This window comes from Mangrovimonas sp. TPBH4 (assembly GCF_001280505.1).
Taxonomy (GTDB): Bacteria; Bacteroidota; Bacteroidia; order Flavobacteriales; family Flavobacteriaceae; genus Mangrovimonas_A.
This window is the reverse complement of sequence record NZ_LBIO01000042.1, coordinates 181,549-203,921: the sequence shown is the minus strand read 5'-3', so window position 1 is coordinate 203,921 and position 22,373 is coordinate 181,549. Positions and strand designations below refer to the sequence as shown.

Annotated in this window: 17 protein-coding genes; 9 read left to right on the top strand and 8 right to left on the bottom strand. The window is 40.2% G+C overall.

Going from position 1 to position 22,373, the window contains the following annotated elements; all coding sequences use genetic code 11:
* Positions 1 to 330: 330 nt before the first annotated feature.
* Positions 331 to 1,209: an AraC family transcriptional regulator gene (locus ZA05_RS06610; protein ID WP_053990888.1), complete on the bottom strand. Its 879-nt coding sequence runs from the start codon at positions 1,207 to 1,209 to the stop codon at positions 331 to 333.
* Between the two features lie 158 nt (positions 1,210 to 1,367).
* Between ZA05_RS06610 and ZA05_RS06605 the strand changes: the two genes are divergently transcribed.
* Genes ZA05_RS06605 through ZA05_RS06580 form a run of 6 tightly spaced genes read left to right on the top strand, consistent with a single transcriptional unit; the run spans position 1,368 to position 9,622 of the window.
* Positions 1,368 to 2,498: a glycoside hydrolase family 26 protein gene (locus ZA05_RS06605; RefSeq protein ID WP_053990887.1), complete on the top strand. Its 1,131-nt coding sequence runs from the start codon at positions 1,368 to 1,370 to the stop codon at positions 2,496 to 2,498.
* Between the two features lie 3 nt (positions 2,499 to 2,501).
* A complete protein-coding gene (locus ZA05_RS06600) occupies positions 2,502 to 4,340 on the top strand; it encodes a sodium:solute symporter family protein (protein WP_053990886.1) in 1,839 nt (612 codons plus the stop codon).
* 1 nt (position 4,341) lies between these two features.
* The gene (locus ZA05_RS06595; protein WP_304437597.1) at positions 4,342 to 5,529 is read left to right on the top strand and encodes a glycosidase; all 1,188 of its coding nucleotides are present in this window, start codon (positions 4,342 to 4,344) and stop codon (positions 5,527 to 5,529) included.
* The gene (locus tag ZA05_RS06590; protein ID WP_053990885.1) at positions 5,529 to 6,716 is read left to right on the top strand and encodes an AGE family epimerase/isomerase; all 1,188 of its coding nucleotides are present in this window, start codon (positions 5,529 to 5,531) and stop codon (positions 6,714 to 6,716) included. The genes ZA05_RS06595 and ZA05_RS06590 overlap by 1 nt, the downstream gene beginning before the upstream one ends.
* Before the next feature lie 4 nt (positions 6,717 to 6,720).
* Entirely contained in the window at positions 6,721 to 8,268 is a 1,548-nt protein-coding gene (locus ZA05_RS06585) for a glycosyl hydrolase (RefSeq protein ID WP_053990884.1), read from the top strand.
* 46 nt (positions 8,269 to 8,314) lie between these two features.
* A complete protein-coding gene (locus ZA05_RS06580) occupies positions 8,315 to 9,622 on the top strand; it encodes a hypothetical protein (RefSeq protein ID WP_053990883.1) in 1,308 nt (435 codons plus the stop codon).
* Positions 9,623 to 9,658: 36 nt separating this feature from the next.
* On the opposite strand, the gene ZA05_RS06575 is transcribed toward ZA05_RS06580, so the two are convergent.
* The 3 genes from ZA05_RS06575 to ZA05_RS06565 are packed head-to-tail and all read right to left on the bottom strand — an operon-like array spanning position 9,659 to position 13,125.
* Complete coding sequence (locus tag ZA05_RS06575; RefSeq protein ID WP_053991043.1) at positions 9,659 to 11,026, bottom strand: sialate O-acetylesterase; 1,368 nt, start codon at positions 11,024 to 11,026, stop codon at positions 9,659 to 9,661.
* Positions 11,019 to 12,017 (bottom strand): L-glyceraldehyde 3-phosphate reductase, encoded by a 999-nt coding sequence (gene mgrA, locus ZA05_RS06570; RefSeq protein ID WP_053990882.1) that lies wholly within the window; start codon positions 12,015 to 12,017, stop codon positions 11,019 to 11,021. The genes ZA05_RS06575 and mgrA overlap by 8 nt, the downstream gene beginning before the upstream one ends.
* A gap of 7 nt (positions 12,018 to 12,024) precedes the next feature.
* Positions 12,025 to 13,125, bottom strand: coding sequence for an SGNH/GDSL hydrolase family protein (locus tag ZA05_RS06565; protein ID WP_053990881.1), 1,101 nt, complete (start codon positions 13,123 to 13,125; stop codon positions 12,025 to 12,027).
* A 173-nt stretch (positions 13,126 to 13,298) separates the two neighbouring features.
* Here ZA05_RS06565 and ZA05_RS06560 point away from each other — a divergent pair, with 173 nt between their 5' ends.
* The 3 genes from ZA05_RS06560 to ZA05_RS06550 are packed head-to-tail and all read left to right on the top strand — an operon-like array spanning position 13,299 to position 15,851.
* Positions 13,299 to 13,892, top strand: a complete 594-nt coding sequence (locus ZA05_RS06560; RefSeq protein WP_053990880.1) for a YceI family protein — start codon at positions 13,299 to 13,301, stop codon at positions 13,890 to 13,892.
* Between the two features lie 34 nt (positions 13,893 to 13,926).
* Positions 13,927 to 15,219: a hypothetical protein gene (locus tag ZA05_RS06555; RefSeq protein ID WP_053990879.1), complete on the top strand. Its 1,293-nt coding sequence runs from the start codon at positions 13,927 to 13,929 to the stop codon at positions 15,217 to 15,219.
* A gap of 44 nt (positions 15,220 to 15,263) precedes the next feature.
* Entirely contained in the window at positions 15,264 to 15,851 is a 588-nt protein-coding gene (locus ZA05_RS06550; RefSeq protein ID WP_053990878.1) for a YceI family protein, read from the top strand.
* Here ZA05_RS06550 and ZA05_RS06545 read toward each other — a convergent pair.
* The 4 genes from ZA05_RS06545 to ZA05_RS06530 all read right to left on the bottom strand — a co-directional run bounded on the left by ZA05_RS06545 (position 15,844) and on the right by ZA05_RS06530 (position 22,369).
* Entirely contained in the window at positions 15,844 to 16,707 is an 864-nt protein-coding gene (locus ZA05_RS06545; protein WP_053990877.1) for a hypothetical protein, read from the bottom strand. The two genes, ZA05_RS06550 and ZA05_RS06545, sit on opposite strands and share 8 nt — an antisense overlap.
* Position 16,708: 1 nt before the next feature.
* Positions 16,709 to 18,688, bottom strand: a complete 1,980-nt coding sequence (locus ZA05_RS06540; protein WP_231632460.1) for a family 20 glycosylhydrolase — start codon at positions 18,686 to 18,688, stop codon at positions 16,709 to 16,711.
* Between the two features lie 69 nt (positions 18,689 to 18,757).
* Entirely contained in the window at positions 18,758 to 20,686 is a 1,929-nt protein-coding gene (gene nagB, locus ZA05_RS06535; protein ID WP_053990875.1) for a glucosamine-6-phosphate deaminase, read from the bottom strand.
* Positions 20,687 to 20,779: 93 nt separating this feature from the next.
* The gene (locus ZA05_RS06530; protein WP_053990874.1) at positions 20,780 to 22,369 is read right to left on the bottom strand and encodes a RagB/SusD family nutrient uptake outer membrane protein; all 1,590 of its coding nucleotides are present in this window, start codon (positions 22,367 to 22,369) and stop codon (positions 20,780 to 20,782) included.
* Positions 22,370 to 22,373 lie beyond the last annotated feature (4 nt).

Here is a 22,373-nt window from a genome sequence, read left to right as displayed (position 1 = left end):
TACACCTATAAATGTTTTTCAGATCAAATTTTCGCATGTTGTTAAAGTGTTAGTACAGTATATTTAAGTAATTTTAATTTTAAGCGCCGTATAATTGATATTAATACAATTAATTAATGAGATTTTTGTCATATTCAAATTTAACGCAAATGTTAAGCTACTGTTAATATTATTTTGTCATTTACCTATAAAATAATTCACTTCCAGATAAAATAAATAAGCCCAAACACCTCTCACACAAGTAAACAATTCACTCGCAACAACTTACACAACACCAAGCACTAAACTAAAACCACCTCTTGCTCTAACACTTTAAACCCTAACCCTTTCTTACAGAATCCGTTTGATACCAGAAAATTCGTTCTTATACTGAGTAGGCGTACAATTTTTAAGTTTTTTAAATACTCTATTGAAATTAGCAATGTTGTTAAATCCAGAATTGAAAGCTATTTCAGAAATACTCATATCCTTTTCCAACAGCCACATCGAGGCATAACCAATCCTAACATCATTCACATAATCCACAAAAGTTTTTCCGGTTCTCTTTTTCATAAAGCGGTTAAAGGACACATTGCTCATATTAACCAATTCCGCTACTTCAGTAAGAGATATTTTCTTTTCAAAATTGTCTTGCACAAACTCATACACAATCTTAATCTTATCACTATTTTCAAAATTGTCACGATTCACTGTATAAGTAGACAAAAGCCTTTGATTCCTAGAGTTGGCGAGGTCGTGAAGAATAGATACCAACTCCAAAAAATAGTCCATTCCATCCAATTTGGAAACCTGCCCAAGACGCTCCCCAATCTCAGCTGCGGTCTTTTTGGAAAACAAAATTCCATGGATGGATCTCTCAAACATGTCCTTGATGGACTTCATTATTTTTCTGGACAACAACTCCCTGTTCAAAAGGTTCTCATGAAACTGAATCGTCACTTCATGAATGGCATCACTTTTACAATCATGAGTCAACCAACCGTGGTGCAGATTAGGTCCAACCAACACCAACTCCACATCATCAATCACCTCTACACTATCCCCAACTACACGCTTCACTCCCTTGCCATTACTGATAAAATTGAGCTCGTACTCTGGATGAAAATGAATAGGAAAATCAAAATCGTTCTTGATTCTGTCAAACACTAAGAAGCTATCTTCGGGAGACAAGGGCGTAATCTCACGATGCACCTTTTTAAGTATGTCCATTTAATTTGCAATTATATTGTAACATATTGATAAAATAATATCATGAATATGTTAGCTGTATGTTTAATTTTGAATACTGTAATTTTTACTTAACAAAAATAGATATTTTACAATTATACCGCATAAAAATATCAAATAACTAAATCAAGTCACAAAAAATGCAGATTATCATTAATAAAAATGCATTCATAGAGAAATTTGCAATTCTTTTTTTAGCTCTCAACTTCGCTTGTGCGCAAGCCCAACATAAAGAAGCTCCAGAATTGCAACTTTCTGACAAAAAAGTATCAAAAAGTGTAAAAAATCTTTATCAAAAATTGGAAGCCTCTTCCAAAAAAGGCTTCGCAATAGGACACCAAGATGCTACTTCTTATGGATTAGGATGGCTTTACGAACAAAACCCTACAACCATAAAAAGTGATGTTCATGAGGTCTGCGGAGATTATCCCGCCGTTTATGGCTTTGACATCGGGCACCTTGAACTTGGTAACGACAGAAATCTAGATTCGGTGCCATTTAAATTAATGAAAGACTTGATCCTCGACGCTCATAAAAAAGGAGGCATTATCACGATAAGCTGGCATTTGGACAACCCTTCATCTGGAGGAAATTCTTGGGATAAAACATCTGCCGTGCAAGACATCATCAAAGGAGGTAAACACAGAGACACCTATGAACTTTGGGTTTCCAGAGTGGCCGATTTCATGAAATCACTTAAGACTGAAACCGAAATGGTTCCTGTCATTTTTAGACCCTTCCACGAAATGAACGGCTCTTGGTTTTGGTGGGGAGAAGGAAACTGCAGCGCTGAAGATTACAAAACGCTTTGGATAGAAACTCTCGAACTTTTGAGAGACAAACACGAAGTTCACAACCTGCTTTACGTCTATTCCCCAAACAAACTCAACCCTACAGACGATTACCTTAAATACTACCCCGGTGACAATTATGTGGACATATTGGGAATTGACATTTACGACTTTAAAAATTCGGAAGATTATATAAAATCAGTTGTGAATGATTTAAAAATCGTAAAAGATATCGCAAGCCAAAAAGGAAAACTATATGCTTTTACCGAAACAGGCCTAGAAACCTTATCCACCCCAAATTGGTTTACCCAAATATTGTACCCAGTCATAGAAAATACTGGCATAGCATGGGTATTGTTCTGGAGGAATGCCCGAACCGACCATCATTATATGCCCTACAAGGGCCACCCTAGCGAAAATGACTTTAAAACCTTTAAAGCCCTTCCTAAAACTTTATTTTTGCAGGACATAAAAAACTAACTTATGAAATTATTGCACACCGTTGATATTATTATCATCCTAATGTATTTGGCAACCATCGTTTTTATTGGGCTTTACCTAAGGAAAAGAGCACAAAAAAGTAAAGATGATTATTTATTGGGAGGAAAATCCATTCCTTGGTACATGTTGGGTCTCTCCAATGCCTCAGGAATGTTTGACATTTCAGGAACTATTTGGCTGGTAACCCTCATGTTTGTGTACGGAATCAAAAGCGCATGGATTCCATGGCTCTGGCCCGTGTTTAACCAAATATTCTTGATGGTCTACCTTTCGAAATGGTTGAGACGATCTAATGCCACAACCGGTGCGGAATGGATTGGGACGCGCTTTGGATTCAAAAAAGGCGCAAAACTTTCCCATATAATTGTAGTGATTTTCGCCTTGATCATGTGTTTAGGCTATCTAGCCTACGGTTTTATAGGCCTTGGAAAATTCATCGAAATTTTCATTCCATGGGAAATGGTCAGCAACTATGTGCCATTCCATGTAACCCCAGAATACGTACCTCATTTCTACGGAACCATCTTTACCCTGTTCGCCGTGTTCTACTCCCTGTTGGGAGGAATGTCTGGAATTGTTTGGGCTGATGTGGTCCAATTTGCCATCATGACCATTGCCGCTTTGGTAATAGGCTGCCTCGGGTTCCAAGCCGTTGGAGCGCAAGGACTCAATGTTCCAGATGGCTGGAAAAGTCCATTCTTTGGCTGGGAACTTAATTTAGACTGGAGTAATATCATCCCAGAAGTGAACCAAAAAATCAAGGAAGACGGCTTTGGACTCTTCACTATTTTCTTTATGATGATGGTCTTTAAAGGGGTTTTAGTGAGTGTTGCTGGTCCAGCACCAACCTACGACATGCAAAAAATTCTATCCACAAAATCGCCGGCCGAAGCGTCTAAAATGAGCGGATTTGTATCGGTTATTTTAATGCCAATCCGTTACTTAATGATTGCCGGGTTCGCCGCTTTAGCCTTGATCTACTACGAAAAACTGAACTTGGAAAATGCTGCTGGGAATATCGATTTTGAATTGATCCTTCCAACCGCCATCATGCAATTTGTACCTGTTGGCCTACTTGGACTATTATTAGCAGGATTGATTGCCGCCTTCATGTCCACTTTCGCAGGGACTTTAAATGCCGCACAAGCCTACCTGGTAAATGACATTTACCTAAAATACAAGGCTCCGAATGCCAGTGCCAACCAGATTAAAAACATGAACTACCTCACAGGTATTGTAGTAGTGCTCATCAGTATTGTATTGGGCTTCTTTGCCAAAGATGTCAACTCGGTATTGCAATGGATTGTTTCTGTGCTCTACGGAAGTTATGTAGGTGCCAACATCCTCAAATGGCACTGGTGGCGCTTTAACGGGGAAGGGTTTTTCTGGGGAATGGCCGCAGGTTTGCTATCGGCCGCCATCATTCCTGAACTGTTCCCAAATGTTTTAGGCCTTTATCTATTCCCTCTCCTATTAATCATTTCTTTGATAGGCTGTGTAATAGGCACCTACTCCGCACCTCCTACCGACGAGGAAGTACTGAAAACTTTTTACAAAAACGTACGCCCATGGGGATTTTGGAAACCAATCCATGATAAATTGGAAACCGAAACCCCTGGTTTCAAAAAAAATACAGACTTTGGAAGAGACATGTTCAATGTGCTTATTGGTACCATTGCCCAGACCGTTTTGGTAATCCTTCCAATGTACCTCATTTTCAGACAGACATTGCCAATATACATTTCAATAGCCATTTTAATTGTTTGCGTATTCCTATTGAAAAAATATTGGTGGAATAATTTAGAAGAAAAATTAGACTAAGATGATGCAAAACGATGTTTACCCTGTTGGCCCCAAACTTCAAAAAGTTAAGGAAGAATTTGACGCATTGATCGCTCAAAAAAACGAAGCTATTTTCAGCTCTAACGGCATATATAACCGCTATAAAAACCCTATTGTTACAGCTGCTCATGTACCGCTACATTGGCGATTCGATTTAAACGAGAACACCAATCCAAATGCCTTGGAACGCATTGGCTTTAATGCCACCTTTAATGCAGGCGCCATCAAATGGAAGGGAAAATACGTGTTATGTGTAAGAGTTGAAGGAAACGACAGAAAGTCCTTTTTTGCTATGGCAGAAAGCGATAACGGAATTGATAATTTTCAGTTTTGGGACCAACCCTGTGTGATTCCCCAAATTGAAGGCAATCCAGATACCAATGTCTACGACATGCGCTTGACCCAGCACGAGGACGGTTGGATTTACGGCATCTTTTGTACCGAACGCAAAGACCCTGATGCCCCTGCTGGAGATACCAGTGCAGCGGTAGCCAATGCAGGAATTGTTCGCACCAAAGATTTAATGACTTGGGAACGCCTGCCTGACCTTATTTCCAATACAGGACAACAGCGCAATGTGGTAATGCACCCAGAATTTGTAAATGGCAAATACGCCCTTTACACCAGACCTCAAGATGGATTCATCAGTGTTGGAAGTGGCGGAGGAATTGGCCTTGGTTTCATCGAAGACATGAACAACCCCGTTGTAGAAAATGAAACCATCATCAACAATAAAGAATACCATACCGTTTACGAATTGAAAAACGGTTTGGGGCCAGCCCCAATCAAGACCGACAAAGGATGGCTACACTTGGCTCACGGTGTTCGTAACACTGCAGCTGGACTGCGTTATACCTTGTACATGTTTATGACAGATTTGAATGATATTTCCAAGGTAACGCATCAACCCGCCGGTCATTTTATGGGACCTATCGGCAACGAGCGTGTAGGCGATGTTTCCAACGTTTTGTTTGTAAACGGATGGATTGAAGATACAGATGGAACGGTTTATATCTACTATGCTTCTTCAGACACCAGAATGCATGTGGCCACTTCTACCGTTGACAAATTGGTCGATTATGTCATCAACACTCCCGAGGACACCTTTATTTCGGCAGGATCGGTGCAAAACATCATTGACCTCATCAATAAAAACAAGGCATTATAATGCTTCAGGCATATAAAAATTTACAACAGGAGCTTGCTGCTGAACTGAAACGCATTCTCAATTATTGGGTAGACAATACGCTCGATATGGAATTTGGTGGTTTCGTTGGAACAAGAAATCATTTCAATGAGTTAGTCCCATTGGCTTCCAAAGGAATCATTTTGAACACGCGCATTTTATGGTCATTTTCAGCAGCCTCCAATCATTTAAAAACAGACACTTACAAAGACATTTGCGATAGAGCCTTTACATACCTAAACGACTATTTTAGGGATACAATTCATAAAGGCTTGTTTTGGGAACTCGATTATACGGGAGCTCCCATCAACAAACGTAAACAGGTATACGCACAAGCATTTGGTATTTATGCGCTATCTGAATATTATCTTTTAACCGGTGATAAAACTTCCAAACAGTGGGCCATTGAATTGTTTCAACTTTTAGAAACGCACGCCAAGGATAACGAGCGCAAGGGCTATTTAGAAGCTTTTAATGAAGATTGGACACCTATTGAAGATATGCGCTTGAGCGAAAAAGATATGAATGCCGCCAAAACCATGAACACCCACCTTCATGTTTTGGAAGCCTACACTTCATTACTAAAAATTTATGACCATCCTAACTTAAGGGCTTCGCTTCACGAGCTCATAAGTTTGTTCAATGACACCTTCTTAAACAAAACCTATCACTACGATTTATTTTTTGATGAAGAGTGGAATCTCTTGAGCAATACTATTTCCTATGGTCACGACATAGAAACTGCATGGTTGGTGATTGAAGCCGCAAAAGCACTTAGTGATGACGAACTGATTAAAGAATGTGAAGCCATTGCAATTCAAGTAGCCGATGCTTTTCTTTCCGAAGGTATTGATAAAGAAGGTGCCGTACTCAATGAAAAGAACCTAAGCACCAATCATATTGACCTTGATCGTCACTGGTGGCCACAGGTAGAAGCTTTGGTTGGTCTCAATTATGCCTATCATATAAGCAAAGATCAAAAGTATCTTTCAGCTTCCCTTCCTATTTGGGAGTTTACCAAAATCCATTTGATAGACCACAAAAATGGAGAGTGGCATTTTAGGGTTAATGACAAAGGAATACCTTATGAAAACGAGGACAAAATTAGCATGTGGAAGGCACCATACCACACATCGCGCGCCTGCATCATGTTGAGTCCAAAACCATAACACCATGAAAACACTTGCCAAATTAGCAATGCTTACCACTATCTTTTGGACGCTGTTCAATTGTTCAAGCGATAGCGACTCCGATGGAGATGGAGACACCCTTCCAAAGGTGAGTATTGCCGCTACAAACAGCACCGCTGAGGAACCAGGCACCAACAGTTCTTTCAAACTAACGCTTACCGGAGCCTCCAGTTCCGCCACCACGGTTACATTAAGCATCAACGGAAGCGCGACCAACGGAGAAGATTATCAAGCCATTTCCAACACGGCAACCATCCCAGCAAACACTACAAGCTTTACCATTCCTTTAACCATAATCGACGATCTCGAAACCGAAGGAGATGAAACCGTAGAAATTGAAATTATAGAGGTGAGCAGCAATGCAATTATCGGCAATCCAAATTCGGCCACAATCACCATTTCGGAAATTCCAGAAGACTTTATTTTACAGGCAGAGGACACCCCAAATTACATGGTCAACCCAAACGCCACGGCCGAAACTGTAGCCTTGTTCTACAACCTAAAGACATTATCAAGAACCAAATTCATTATTGGACAACAAGATGCTTTCAGTAGTTTTTACAATAACAATTCTGGGGATTCGGATATCAAGAAAACTACAGGAAGTGACCCTGGATTAATCGGACTGGATTTTATGTTCATCACAGACGACCAAAACGATGGCACCTCTGGAAATTGGTTCTACCAACAAGAACAGCAAATAACTTCCCACACCATTGAAGCTTACAACAAAGGCATGGTTGTTGGTTTTACATGGCACCTAAGAGAGCCTTACGAAGGTGAACATTTCTACACCAGCGAAATGACCGAATTCCAAAAAAACAACGCCTTTAAAAGCATCCTTCCCGGAGGTGCCAATCATGACTATTACAAGGAAAAACTGGACAAGGTAGCAGAAGTCGCCAATAACATGATAGGCTCTGACGGCAAGAAAATCCCATTTATTTTTAGACCCTTCCACGAATTTGACGGTCATTGGTTTTGGTGGGGAGAAGATTACTGTACAGCACAGGAGTTTAAAACCGGGTGGCAGTTCACCGTTACCTATCTTAAGGACACTTTAAACATCGACAATATCTTATTTGCCTTTTCACCAGACAATCAATTCAGCTCTTCGGTAGAATATTTGTCCAGATATCCCGGCGATGCCTATGTAGACATTTTAGGAATGGACAACTATGGCGATTTCGACAATCAAGGGCAAAGTGGTGTGACCGCTGCCAACAACAAGCTTAAAATCGTTTCGGATTTAGCTAAGGAGAAAGTAAAAATTGCCGCCCTTACGGAAACTGGCTATTTTGTGACCCCTGGAGAAAACAATCCAATTTCCAACTTCTATTCTACAAATCTGTACAACGCCATCACAGAAAACAACAACCATGTTGCCTATATGATGTTTTGGAGCAATAGCGAAAACACGTATTGCACCCCTGTGCCTGGACAATCGGACGTGGCAGATTTTATAGAATTTACGGACAAATCTAAATCTACGCTGGAAAACGAACTTCCAGACATGTATTCATTACCATAACCATTAAACAATGCGAATTTACCCAACTCTATTACTATCATTACTCATGGCTTTTTCGTGTAAAGAGAACGCCAAAGAACAAACTGTTGTACAAGACAACAATACTACCACTGAAATCGCCCTCAACGAAGTACCTTTAATCCAAGTAAAGGATTCCAAATTTTATAAGGGAGACCAACCTTACTATTTCGTAGGCGCCAATTATTGGTACGGACCGCTTATTGGGGCCAAAAACGGAGGCGACAGAGAGCGCTTGATCAAGGAGCTTGACCTCATGAAATCTATAGGAATTGACAACCTTAGAATTTTGGCTGGCGCCGAAGGTGATGGTGGCGACTCCAGGGTGCACCCTGCCCTGCAACCTGAACAAGGGGTTTATAATGAAGATTTGTTGGATGGTCTTGATTTCCTGATGGCCGAAATGCGCAAACGCAACATGTATGCCATTTTGTATTTAAACAACAACTGGATTTGGTCCGGAGGAATGTCTGAATACTTGAAATGGAACGGTTACGGCGAAGTTCCTAACCCATTCTTGGAACAATACACTTGGGACCAATACATGAACTACACCAAGCAGTTCCACAGTTGCGAACCATGTAAAGAAGCTTTTTACAAGCATGTAAAATTCATTATGGGAAGAACCAATGCCTACACCGGCTTAAAATACACCGAAGACAATACCATCATGTCTTGGCAAGTGGCCAACGAACCTCGTGTATTGATGACACCAGATCACGAAGCAGCATTTTCCAGTTGGCTTAAAGAAACGGTAGATCTTATGGAATCTTTGGATTCTGTACACCTCATCTCAACCGGAGCCGAAGGAAAAGCTAGCTATCTTCAAGATCTCGCTATGTATGAGAGATTGCACGATAATCCAAACATCGATTACTTAACCATGCATATGTGGCCAAAAAACTGGGGATGGTATGATATTGACAACGAAAAAGTCACTACCCAAGAATCCATCGAGAAGGCTAATGCCTATATGAATGAACATATTGCTATTGCCCAAAAACAGCAAAAACCAATCGTAATGTCGGAGTTTGGATTTCCTAGAGAAAAAGAAAGTCTTTCTCTAGACGCTTCCATCGAGAACAGAAATACTTTTTACAGTGCTATTTTCAATAGAATTTTGGACAGCAAAGCAAAGCAAGGTGTATTGGCCGGTTTGAACTTTTGGGGCTTTGCAGGATACGCCAAAACCAATCCTTCAAACGGAAAATGGCAACATGGCGACGACTTTAGTGCCGATCCTCCACAAGAACCACAAGGTTTGAATTCGGTGTTTGCCTCAGACACCTCCACCTTGGAATTGATCAAAAAAGCTAATGACAGTCTACTTAAATAGCTAAAAAAATCCCCGAAAAATATTCGGGGATTTTTTTTATTCTGTAGTAAAACAAGAAGCCGGTAAATGGGCACCGTTAAACAAATTGGATTGATAGGAGTTGTTCCAAGCAAACCTCACATATTTTGGAGCCTTAACCTCCTTTGCCTTCAATTCTAAGTATCCTTTAACCAACTTTGCATTGGCTTCATAAAACACTTTATCTTCTCCTGCAATTTCAAACAAAGATTCCGAGGATGACAGATATAGACCATCATTATTTTTGAAAGTCAAAACAGCCCTTTTTCCATCAAAATCTACACTTTCGAACAAAGGTCCTTCGGCAACTTCATCAATTACATTATAACGCTTGTTTAAAGCCAAATTGGCAAGCCTAATCCCAACCGATTTTTTATCCTTAGGATGAATATCATCAACCGTAGACACATCATCAATCACCACCATTCCGGTATTGGCAACACGGTCCAAAACCTGACGTTGGGCATTTCTAATTTTCACTGCTGAATAGATATCCTCCCCATAGTTATAAGGCGCTATTTGCACATAGTAAAATGGAAATTCGGCTTTCCACAATTTCCTCCAAGATTGAATCATCGCCTCTAAAGACACATCATAGGTATCTACCCCAACATTGGCTTCTCCTTGATACCAAAGCGCCCCAGTCAATTGATAGCCCACCAATGGCTGTATCATCGCATTAAAAATTCTACCTGGTTCAATGGGCCCGTAAGGGACAGCCTCCAACTTTTGGGCTGCTGCATTTAAAACTGGACTTTCAAATATCGTTGCTTCTGGAGTCCACGCTTCAATAGGCGTTCCTCCCCAAGCGGACACTACTAAACCAACAGGAGTATCTGGTAATTCCCTTTGAAGCTGTTGCGCAAAGAAATAGCCCACAGCACTGTTATTTTTCATAGTCTCCGGCGTACACACTTCCCATGTTCCCGGCAGGTTATTTTGGGGATAAATAGATGTTGTTTTAGTCACTCTAAAAAATCGCAGATTGGGTACATTAGCTTTGGCAACCTCATCATTGTTTTTAATGCCCCAAGCTGGAGACATTTCCATATTGGACTGCCCTGAACACAACCAAACTTCCCCAATCAAAACATCTTTAATTTCAATGGAATTATATCCCAAAATCTTGATGGAATGACCTTCCCCTGCTTTAGGTGTTTGAATATCCATTTCCCATTGGGCCTGGACATTGGCTTTCACCTTATAAACTTCAGAAGTCCATGAAGGCTGAATCACCACTTCTTCATCAGGTGCCGCCCAACCCCAAAATTTCACATTGGCATTTTGCTGCAAGACCATATGATCTGAAAATATGGCCGGCAAACTGATATTGGCCCAAATCCCTTGAACAATCAAGAAACTTGCTATAAAAAAAAGGTTACGCATTTGTGTCATTTAAAATGGTTTCAATCGCTTCCAATTCCGAAGTTGAAAAGGTTTTATTTTCCAAAGCCCCCAAATTATCCAGCAACTGTTTTTTACTGCTTACCCCTATCAAAACGGAAGTCACCCGCTCATCCTTCAACAACCACGCAACCGCCATTTGTGCCAAACTTTGACCCCGGTTTTCGGCAATAGCATTTAACTTTTGAGCTTTCGATACTTTTTCGGCAGTGACCTGATCCAACTGAAGAAACCCTGTACTTTTGGCTGCCCTGGAATCTTCTGGAATCCCTTTCAAATATTTGGAGGTCAAAATACCCTGCTCCAAAGGTGAAAACGGAATACAGCCCACACCTTCATCTTCCAAAACATCCAACAAGCCTCCCTCGACCCAACGGTCCATCATATTATATCTAGGCTGATGGATCAAGCAAGGCGTTCCCAAATCCTTCAATATTTTCGCAGCTTTTTTGGTGTCTTCCGCACTATAGGAGGAGATGCCCACGTACAGAGCCTTCCCCTGTCTCACTATTAAATCCAAAGCCTTCATAGTCTCCTCCAAAGGCGTATTGGGATCTGGTCTGTGACTATAAAAAATGTCCACGTACTCCAAGCACATACGCTTTAAACTTTGATCCAAACTGGCCACCAAATACTTTTTGGAACCCCATTCGCCATAAGGCCCAGGCCACATTAAATAACCCGCCTTGGTGGAAATAACCATTTCATCTCTATAAGGGGCAAAGCTTTTTTTCATGATCTTCCCGAAATTTTCCTCGGCAGACCCAGGAGGCGGACCATAGTTATTGGCTAAATCAAAATGGGTAATCCCTTTATCGAATGCCGTATGCAAAATTTTCTTTCCCTTGCCAAATTCGTCCACATGCCCAAAATTATGCCACAAACCCAGTGACAATTCAGGCAATAGCAAACCACTATTTCCACATCTGCGATACTGCATGGTATCATACCGTTTTTTGGAAGCCGTATACATAATCTTTTTAGTTTTTATTCAGTATTTCTTGATAGAATGGCAGCAACTGTTTTGCCATGATTTCATTTTCTTCAACACTTGGATGGTAATTACAGCCATTAACATACAAAGTATCAAACTGAAAAACAGCAATCTCCTTTTGCATAGTTTCTTTGAAATAGGCTTGTACTTTTTCTAGACAATTCACCAACACCTCATTGTTTTCTCCCTGAATCATAGGACTGTTGAGCAATGCAATTTTAGTATTGGGATAATGACCGTAAATCAATTTTACGAAGTTAATGTAATTCTCCGTAAACTTATCCGCATTAAATGGCAGGCGATCTTTCACTCCATCTCCGTTGGACATATCGTTAGTCCCTAAACAAATGCTCACCAAATCAGGCTGAAACGAAAAATCGTAGGGTTTTGAACTATCGGCGTTGAGATATAAATTTTCATAAACCTGCGGCATAATAGGCTCTTCTATATTCTCATCATTCCAGTTACGATACATTCCTATACCGGACACAGAACTCAGTACGAAATTAGCCTCCAAAGCTCTAGCCACTCTTGGCCCATAGGCTAAATAAGCATTATGCTGATCGATATATTCCCCCTCATTACATGGAATCCCACTATTATCCGCCAAAGCCCCACAGGTAATGGAATCCCCAATAAACTCAATAGACAGAGCCTTATTATCTTCAACAGGCAACAATTCTTCAGTTTCGATGCCTTTAAAAATCACCTCGCCACTAGCAGCTTCGGTGGCTTTAAAAATTTCTATGTGATGGCTTTCATTACCATCCAATTTGAGCACCATTTTGTTTACACTATCACCTTTAATAGTGTGTCTTTTATGATATTTTCCATCAATAGTGACCACTACATAATTTCGTGGTTTGTATTCAGATTTCAAACATACCGTTACTGAATCCCCCTTTACAGCAAAGGCTACTGAAGACGCCGATCCCACTAAAGCCCTATCGCCGTTGTCATGGGCAGCCACTCTCCCTTTATATTCAAATTGAGGATTGGAAGGCATAAATTTCCCCTCATTCTTTTCCTCTTGTTTACAACTCACAAACATCAGCCCCAAAATCCCTAAAATATACTTTAGCTTCATATAATTTATTTAGGTATAAAACTATAAAAAAGCCCAAAGCTTTTCTTCCTATAAATCTTCAAAAACCTAAAATATTGATAACCCCACAAACCAATACACAACAATTTACAAACACCTAAATACTTAGTATTCAATATATTTACTATCTTTAGAACACTTTTAATCCATCAGTTATGAAAAAAATTACTCTTACAAACAGCATTATGAGTCTTACTTTTGGACTTTGCCTCTGTTTCATTTCTTTTCAAGTCTCGGCGCAAACATTCACGCTAAACAATTCCTCTTCCAAATTAACTGTGGAAGGGACTTCTAGTTTACATGATTGGGAAGAAGTAGCAGAAAAGCAAAAAGGCAGCATTGTTATTGACAATTCTGGAGCAGAGCCTTCCATTAGCTCGCTATCGGTAGAAATTGAAGCCGAAAGTTTAAAAAGCGGTAAATCTGCTATGGACAAAAACACGTACACTGCTTTAAAAACCAAATCCAACAAGACCATTTCTTTTAAACTCACCAAGGTAAAAAGTATTTCCAAGGTCAGCGATGGCAAATTCAAGGTCAGCGCCACTGGAGATTTAAGTATTGCCGGCGTTACAAATTCCACGGATTTAGATTTCACCATGGAAGTGAGCGGCAGCACTGTAAAACTTAACGGTTCAAAATCTTTTAAGATGTCCACTTTCAAGATTGACCCTCCTACAGCGGTTTTTGGTACCGTTAAAACAGGTGACGAGGTAACCATTAAGTTTTCGTCTGTTTTAAACCAATAATCCATCCATTTTTCAACCACTAATTTTAAACATTATGAAAGCAACCATTAAATGCTTAGTACTAGCTAGTATATTTTTGGGAAGCATCTCCATGCATGCCCAAAAACGACATCTCGACAATTATAGGTATCCAGACCAAGACGGAATCAACGTTTTTGAAGATCCTAAGGACAGTATTTTAACTTTTGAACATATCAAAGTAAGAATAGGCGGTTCATTTGCTTTGCAGTTCCAAGCCTTGGAACATGAAAATTCAGGAGCCGCAGAATTGGAATCTATAGGCTACAACTTCAACTTGGCGACGGCCAACTTAGATTTGGATGTAGCATTGGCCCCTGGAGTTAGAATGCACTTACGAACCTATTTATCCTCACGTCACCACCCTGAACCCTATGTGAAAGGCGGGTATTTCCAAATTGACAATTTAAGCTTCCTTAGCGATGGCCTTATGGACGGGTTTATGAAATATACCACCATTAGGATTGGACACATGGAAAACAACTACGGGGATGCTCACTTTAGAAGAACCGATAATGCCCAAGCCATTTACAATCCCTTCGTTGGGAATTTAATCATGGACTCCTTTACCACAGAAGTAGGGGCCGAAGTGTATCATCAAAGAAATGGTTTTATAGCAATGATTGGGATGGCTAACGGAAAGTTAAACCAATCTGTAGTTGAGGGTTCCAACGGCAAAACAGGCGGCGCTTCCTTTTTGGCCAAATTGGGATATGATAAACAAATCACCGACAATATTAGAATTAGGCTAACAGGATCCTTGTACAACACAGGATATGTACCCAGCCTCTACCTCTATACTGCAGACAGAGCCGGGTCCAGATACTACAGTATTTTGGAAGCCCCCGGTTCCAGTGCCTTTAGATCCGGACGCTTTTCTCCTAGTTTCAGAAATAGTATTACCGCCATCATGTTTAACCCTTTTGTTAAATGGGGTGGACTGGAATTATTTGGAACCATTGAAAACACTTCGGGATCCACAAATGCCAGTTCCAGTATCGTGGATGATGTTGTTGTAATCACACCCAGAAAAGACGGAAAAACACAACAATACGCAGCCGAACTAATTTATCGCTTTGGTCACAGAGAAAATTTTTATCTTGGCGGTCGGTATAATGTCGTAAATTCAGAATATGACGATACCGATGATGTTACCGTTGAAAGATTTCAGGCAGCCGCAGGATGGTTTATGACCAAAAATATTTTAACAAAAGTAGAATATGTGTCCCAAAACTACGATGGGGCAACTGGAAGACTTGAAGACGGTAAATTTGACGGCCTTATGGTAGAGGCCGTTATAAGTTTCTAAAGCAGAAACGCTTTTAAGTCCATATATTTAAGTGAATTCTATTAATGAAAAAGTTTGTATTACCTACGCTAGTCTTTTTGTGCATTTTATTGTGTGTATCTTCCACTACTGGAACTTACAAAATCAATGTAAAAATACATCCGGACAGCAAGCTGACTATCGTAGGTAACACAAACATCAATAAATTTAATTGCGGGTTCGATTCCAAAACTCTAGAAGAACCCATTCCCGTTGAATTTAGAAAAAAAGGAGATATCATATATTTTAAAAAGGCCAAACTAAAATTGAACACCTATCTTTTTGATTGTGGCAAAAAACTCATCAATAAAGATTTTCAGGATTTAATTAAAGCAGAAACCTACCCAGATATTTACCTGATCTTAAAGGAAGTTTCTCCTTCAACAATCGATAAAAATTTAGTAGACGCCAAGGTCGATTTTAAAATTGCCGGTAAAACCAAAGAATATACGGTTCCCGTTACTTACGACGGCAAGGATGATTTATCCATTTTAGGAAAATTGCAACTGAACATCCGAGACTTCGGTTTGGAAAACCCTAAAAAACTAATGGGGCTCATTAAAGTAGACGATGTTATCACCATCAATTTCAATTTGCACATTGACACTATTTAAGTTGAATTGAATTGTCGTTCAACATGGCTTGAACCAAATTATCCATGGGACATTTCACAAAACTCTCGGCCTGAAAATCATAAGTAGCAAGCACCTCTTGAAGCACATCCTGAGCGTAAAAAGCTATAGACCCCACAAAGTGCAGCTGACATGTTTTCAACTCTTCTGAATACTGCATCAATTGGTTATCAATAAACGCTGAAAAGCCCTGAACCAATAGTTCTCGTGCAAACCCATGCAACTTATGTTCCACTAAAAATGGGGCAAATTGCGCCAAGTATTTGTTAGGCGCATTGCACTTATACAACCTATGGAGCACTTCCTTCTCCTCCATTGAAAATTGCTTTGAAAATGCCATTCTCAAATCTTCCGGCATTTGTTGATAGTAATAGCTTTTTAATAGCTCCCTGCCGAAGTAATTACCGCTGCCTTCATCCATCAAAACATATCCCAACGAAGGTACTTTGGTGATAATTTCAGTTCCATCAAAATAACATGCATTAGAACCAGTTCCCAAAATGCATACGACTCCCGATTTGTCATTAACGGTAGCTTTTACTGCAGCCATTAAATCTTCTTCCACGTCAAAATAAGCATTGGGAAACACTTCCACCAAAACATCTTTCATCACATTTTTGCTCTCAACAGTATTGCATCCGGCTCCATAAAAATAAACGTGACGCACCTTTTCCCCATGCAACAAAACCTCATCCGTATTTTTTAAAATATCCAACAAGGCTTTTTTGTTGGATATAGACGGATTTAATCCTCGGGCTCTAATCTTGATGGGCTCATACCCTGACACACAAAACACCCAATCACATTTGGAAGAACCACTATCTGCAACAACTACCATGTTATTTTCTTGTGTAGTTTTGTTCAGAAAACAGCACCAGTTTTTCCAAATCTTCCACAATCACCAGTTCCACATCTACATAAGGTTCTTTAAGTTTTTCCATTAACCTTTTTAGTTCATCCAACTGCTTTTGGGAAACCTGTTTATCATCCAGAATTTCAGACAATAATGAAGCGGTTTCACTCAAAGATTCAGACAATGGAAGAAGTGGCTGCACATTTGGAGCATTCTGTATTTTCATTAATTCCTGATGATTTTCTCCCCAACCATTTAACCAATCCAAAACACTTTGCTTAGACTCCTTGGAAGAATTCGTTATATAGCCTTGAACAATTTCCTTAAATGCAAACTTATTATCAGCATCGGCAACACAGGCATCTGCAAACAATGTAAATGGCGAATAGGTTTTGTACTCGGTACCTCCTTCGTTTCTTGTATAAATTTCCAAAGGCTCACAAATATTTAACAATTCAATCAAGGGCTGAATATTTTGATTATTGGTCATAATTCTTAAAATGACATCACGGTTTTTGAGATGTGTGATCCCCAATTCCTCCAATCTAAAACTTACCTCATCAAGACGAGGCAACATCAAGTCAACATCATTCACTTCCTTTGGTGACCAGAATCGTTCAGCAATAGCTGCCGTTCTTGGCCAAATTCTAGAATCAATTGTAAACGGTGTTACCAATTCACTCCACATCGTTACTTCACCACCCAAAATACGTTTACGCTCTTCGGCTGTCAATTTTGCATCGCCAATGGGTTCAACCGAATAATGTTCCACCACAGACTGCATCCTATCGATATAAAATCCATCAGACAGTACCGTATTGTAGCCCGACTTGGCTGCAGTAATCAGCGTTTCTCCTTTTGAAAACCCTTCATTTTCTCCTCTCCAAGAATGGATTACCGCCGTTGTTGGCATATTCTCGGTCATGATTTCATCCCAGCCCATCAACTTTTTGCCTAATTTATTTAGAATCACTTCCAACTTAATATTGAAATAGGTTTGAAGATCATGGTTCGTCTTCAATTTATGCTGACGCTTAAACTTTTGAATTTGCTCATTCTCACCCCAATGTTTGCCTTCATTCTCGTCGCCTCCAATATGAAAATAAGCATCCGGAAACAAGGGGGTCATTTCTGTAAACAAATGCTCTAGAAACACATAGGTTTCATCATTTGTTGGATCCAACGTAGGGTCAAAAACGCCTGAATAACGTTCCACTTCGTACACATACCCAGGCTTACTCCCTAGTTCTGGAAAAGCCGTTAAAATAGCCGAAGCATGTCCCGGTACATCAAATTCAGGGACCACACGTATCCCTAACTTATTGGCATAAGCCACCACATCCTTGATTTGTTCTTGGGTATAAAACAAACCATCTGAAGCCAATTCTGTAAGCTCTGGAAACACCTTAGACTCTATACGAAATCCTTGATCATCTATCAAATGCCAATGAAACACATTCATTTTCACGGAAGCCATGGCGTCTAAATTTCGCTTTAAAACATCTACCGGCTGAAAATGCCTTGCCACGTCAATCATCAAACCTCGCCAAACAAAACGCGGCCGGTCATTAATGGAAAGCCCAGGAAAATAGTATTGAGTTCCATTGGAAGTCACTGTTTGCTGCAAAGTTTCCAAAGCTCTTAAGGCACCAACATCGGTTTTGGCTTTTATTAGGACGTAATCCTCCTTAATCTCCAAAGAATACGACTCGTCTGTTTCAATGGTTAAATTGGAAACCTCATCAAATGCAATTTGAATCGTTCCCTGAACATTTTCCACAGGAAATCCTTTATCCAGAAACACACCTGTTCTCCCAGACAATCGTCTTAAAAACTTTGTAGCCGCCGTATAAACACGTCCCTTACTATTTCCGTTAATGGAAATAGTAAGTTCTGAGTCAACAACCAATCTAGTATTATGTTTCCTAATTTCTGATGGCCAAGGCATCAGATTGTATGTTTCCATAAGGCTATTTTGGGAATATCCCACAAAGACCATTAGGAAGAAAAAAATCCTTAATAATTGTTTCATAAACTAAAAGTGGTATCGCTTAAAAGCTTCTATAGCGGCGTATTCCGCCAAGCCCAAATCGTTATATTTTTTTGCCGTTAATCGGTTTCTGTCTTCTACCCTCACCCAAAATTCCCTGGAGTCATCCCCTTGAAACATCACCCCATCCTTTTGTGTTTGGTGATAGAAAATTGCATGTCGTTTTCTAAGTACTTGGTCCGGACTTAAAGGCACTGCCATCTCTATTTGATAGGTTTCCCATTCATGCCAAGCACCACGGTACAACCAAACCCAGCAGTCTTTCATGTAGTCCCTTTGTTTTAAAACATCCAGAGCTTCAAACAACACATCTAAACATACTTTATGGGTTCCATGTGGATCGGCCAAATCACCGGCCGCATAGATTTGATGCGGTTTGATTGTTTCAATAAGATTGCACATGATTTCTAAGTCATCTTGGGACAAATTGTTCTTTTTAATAGTCCCAGTTTCGTAAAATGGCAAGTCCAAAAAGTGTACTTGATCATCGGGCAACCCTAAATACCTAGTTGCTGCCAAGGACTCACTTCGACGAATCATAGCCTTGAGCTTTCTCGCTTCCAATGAATCAACATCATTCTGGGTTTTCTTCTTTAAAAACTCAATGATTATATCAGCTCCGTTAGAATGTGAATTCAAGGCTTTGGAGATTTCTGCAAACTTTAAAGCTTCTTCATCAGACACCGCAATGTTTCCAGAGGTTTGATAAGCAATATGAACCCCATGTCCTTGCTCTACCAATCGATCGAAAGTTCCTCCCATAGAAATGACATCATCATCAGGGTGCGGACTAAAAATTATGACCCGTTTCTTAGGAATATCAGCACGTTCAGGACGATTGGAGTCATCTGCATTTGGTTTTCCTCCCGGCCACCCTGTAATGGTATGTTGCAGCTTATTGAACATCTTAATATTCAAATCGTACGCTGTGCCCTCTTCCGTAAGTAATCCTGACATTCCATTATCGTTGTAATCCTTATCGGTTAACTTCAAAATAGGCTTCCCTGTCAACTCACTTAGCCAAACCACGGCTTTCAACTTAAGCTCTTCGGTCCACACACAGGACGTTACTAACCACGGTGTTTTTACACGTGTTAATTCTTCCGAAGCACCTTCATCAAGCACAAAAGTAGTATTGTCGTGCTCCTGTAAATAAGTAGCAGGAACATGGGCGGTAATTTCGCCTTCAATAGTTTTTTTGATGATTTCCGCCTTACTCACACCCCAGGCCAACAGGACGATTCTTCGGGCATTTCTAACCGTTCCCACGCCCATGGTAATGGCTTTTCTTGGAACATTGTCTATACCTAAAAACGAATGCGCCGCATCACTTCTAGTTAAGTGATCCAAGGTAATACTTCGCGTAGCAGAGTTATAATGAGACCCTGGCTCATTAAAACCAATGTGTCCCGTTCTTCCAATTCCCAACAACTGAAAATCTATACCACCAACGGCTTTAATTTTCAATTCATAATCAATACAATATTGATACAGTTCATCCGGACTTACTTTACCGTCTGGAATATGAACATTCTCCGGCAGAATATCGACATGATCGAACAAATGCTGGTGCATAAAGTAATGGTAACTTTGGATATTGCTTTTATCCATAGGATAATACTCATCTAGGTTGAATGTAATCACATTGACAAAACTCAACCCCTCCTCTTTGTGCATGCGAACAAGCTCCTCATACACCTTAATGGGAGACGACCCTGTCGCCAACCCCAACACACAAGGTTGGTTTTTGGCCGCCTTCCCCCTAATCAAATCAGCAATTTCATGAGCCACCAAAATGGAGGCCTCATTGGAAGTTTTAAAGATAACGTTGTGGATTTTTTCAAAACGGGTTTCTTCAAACTTCCCTGCTTCCCTATATACGATACTGTTATAATCTGCAATATCCAGTTTCATGCTAAATTTCTTTTTTAATGATATGTTGATAAAACAAGCGGAAAATTGAACTCCCGCTTGCCTTTCTGCTAACTAAAATGAATATGAAAAAAATTAAAAGTTAGATCCTCCGGTATCCCACCATAAACGCGTCCCTCCTGTATCGGGACCATTAAGATAGCCCACGGCAGTTTGCACATTCTCCCCATTGGTATTGATTTCGCTATCAACGAAATTGATACGTCTAATTTGAATATCAGTATCTATTTCACCACCACTGTTGTTCACAACCACTGGGAATACTCTTGGATATCCCGTACGTCTAAATTCACTCCAGGCCTCTTGGCCATCAGGGAACATGGCAATCCATTTTTGGGTGATGATTTGCTCCAATTTTTCCTCATTGGTTCCTGCCGTATTAAATGCCACAGTCACCTCACTTGGATATGAATAATCATTGTCAGGATTTAAAGCATCTATAAAATCATTCGGAGTACTTGTAGCATCCGCTAAATAAGCATCAGCACCACCAACACCAAATTGTGCAAAAGAGGCCATCACACCCGCTTCATAATTAGCCTGTGCATCTCCTGCACCAGTCCAGCCCCTAAGAGCCGCTTCAGCTTTTAAGAAATGAATTTCAGCCGCTGTCATCCATACTTTTGAATCGCCTTCAACTGCTTCGCCAATTAAAGAATGGCTTCCGTATTGCGCTTTCGCTTCAATTTCAATTCCCTGTCTGATCCCTTTATAATCCCCTAAGGCTTCATCCAAAGGCGCATCAAAAAATTTGGTAATTCTTGGATCATTAAATCCTTTGAGAATCGATTCCATTTCGGCACTCATACAGATATCTCCCCAAACTTTACTGATGGTATAGATTGGGTGCACAAAACCTCCCATATCAATGGTCATAGTTTCATCTAATAGTCCTGCATTACTGTTAAATGCTTTTTCACCTTCTGTTTGTGCCAAAGTTGGATTCACTTTAGACACTCTAATTGCCAAGCGCAATCTCAAAGAATTGGCAAAAGTTCTCCATTTGGCAATATCACCAGCAAAACTGGATTGATCGAAAGCTACAAACTGAGCATCACCTACATATGCCTCCAAGCCATCGATAGCTTCATCCAAATCAGCAAAGAAAGCAGCATAAGCTTCTTCTTGCGAATCATATTGCCCAGTGGTTTCGTAATCGTTGTATTTTGTATAACGAATAGGTCCAAACACATCGGAAATACGATGCATGGCCATTACCTTAATGATGTTTGCCAAATACACAAATTTGTATCCACTCTCATCTCCCGATAATTCCACTTGCTGCCAGATCTCGCGAGCATATGGCATGACACCATTACCGTTAGCCGCATCATATGCATCGCTCCAAATAAATCCGTTCCAACCATTTACCAAGGCGTAGGTTTGATTATTGATGTTTCCTGCGAAAGGTGTTGGCGCCGTCATGTAACCAGAAAACACATCGGCATTCAAGTTTTGTTGCAATTGGTAGTTCCAAGCCGGCTCTACACGAATGACATTTGAAAATAGCGGCGAAAAACGAGATCCAATATGGTTGTTTTGCTGCGTTAAACTGGCCTGGGAAATCCCATTTGGATCGGTATTGATATCCTCAAAATCCCCAGTACAGTTTATCAAACTCATAGCCACTAGAGAGGCTAAGGTATATTTTGTTATGTGTTTCATAGCA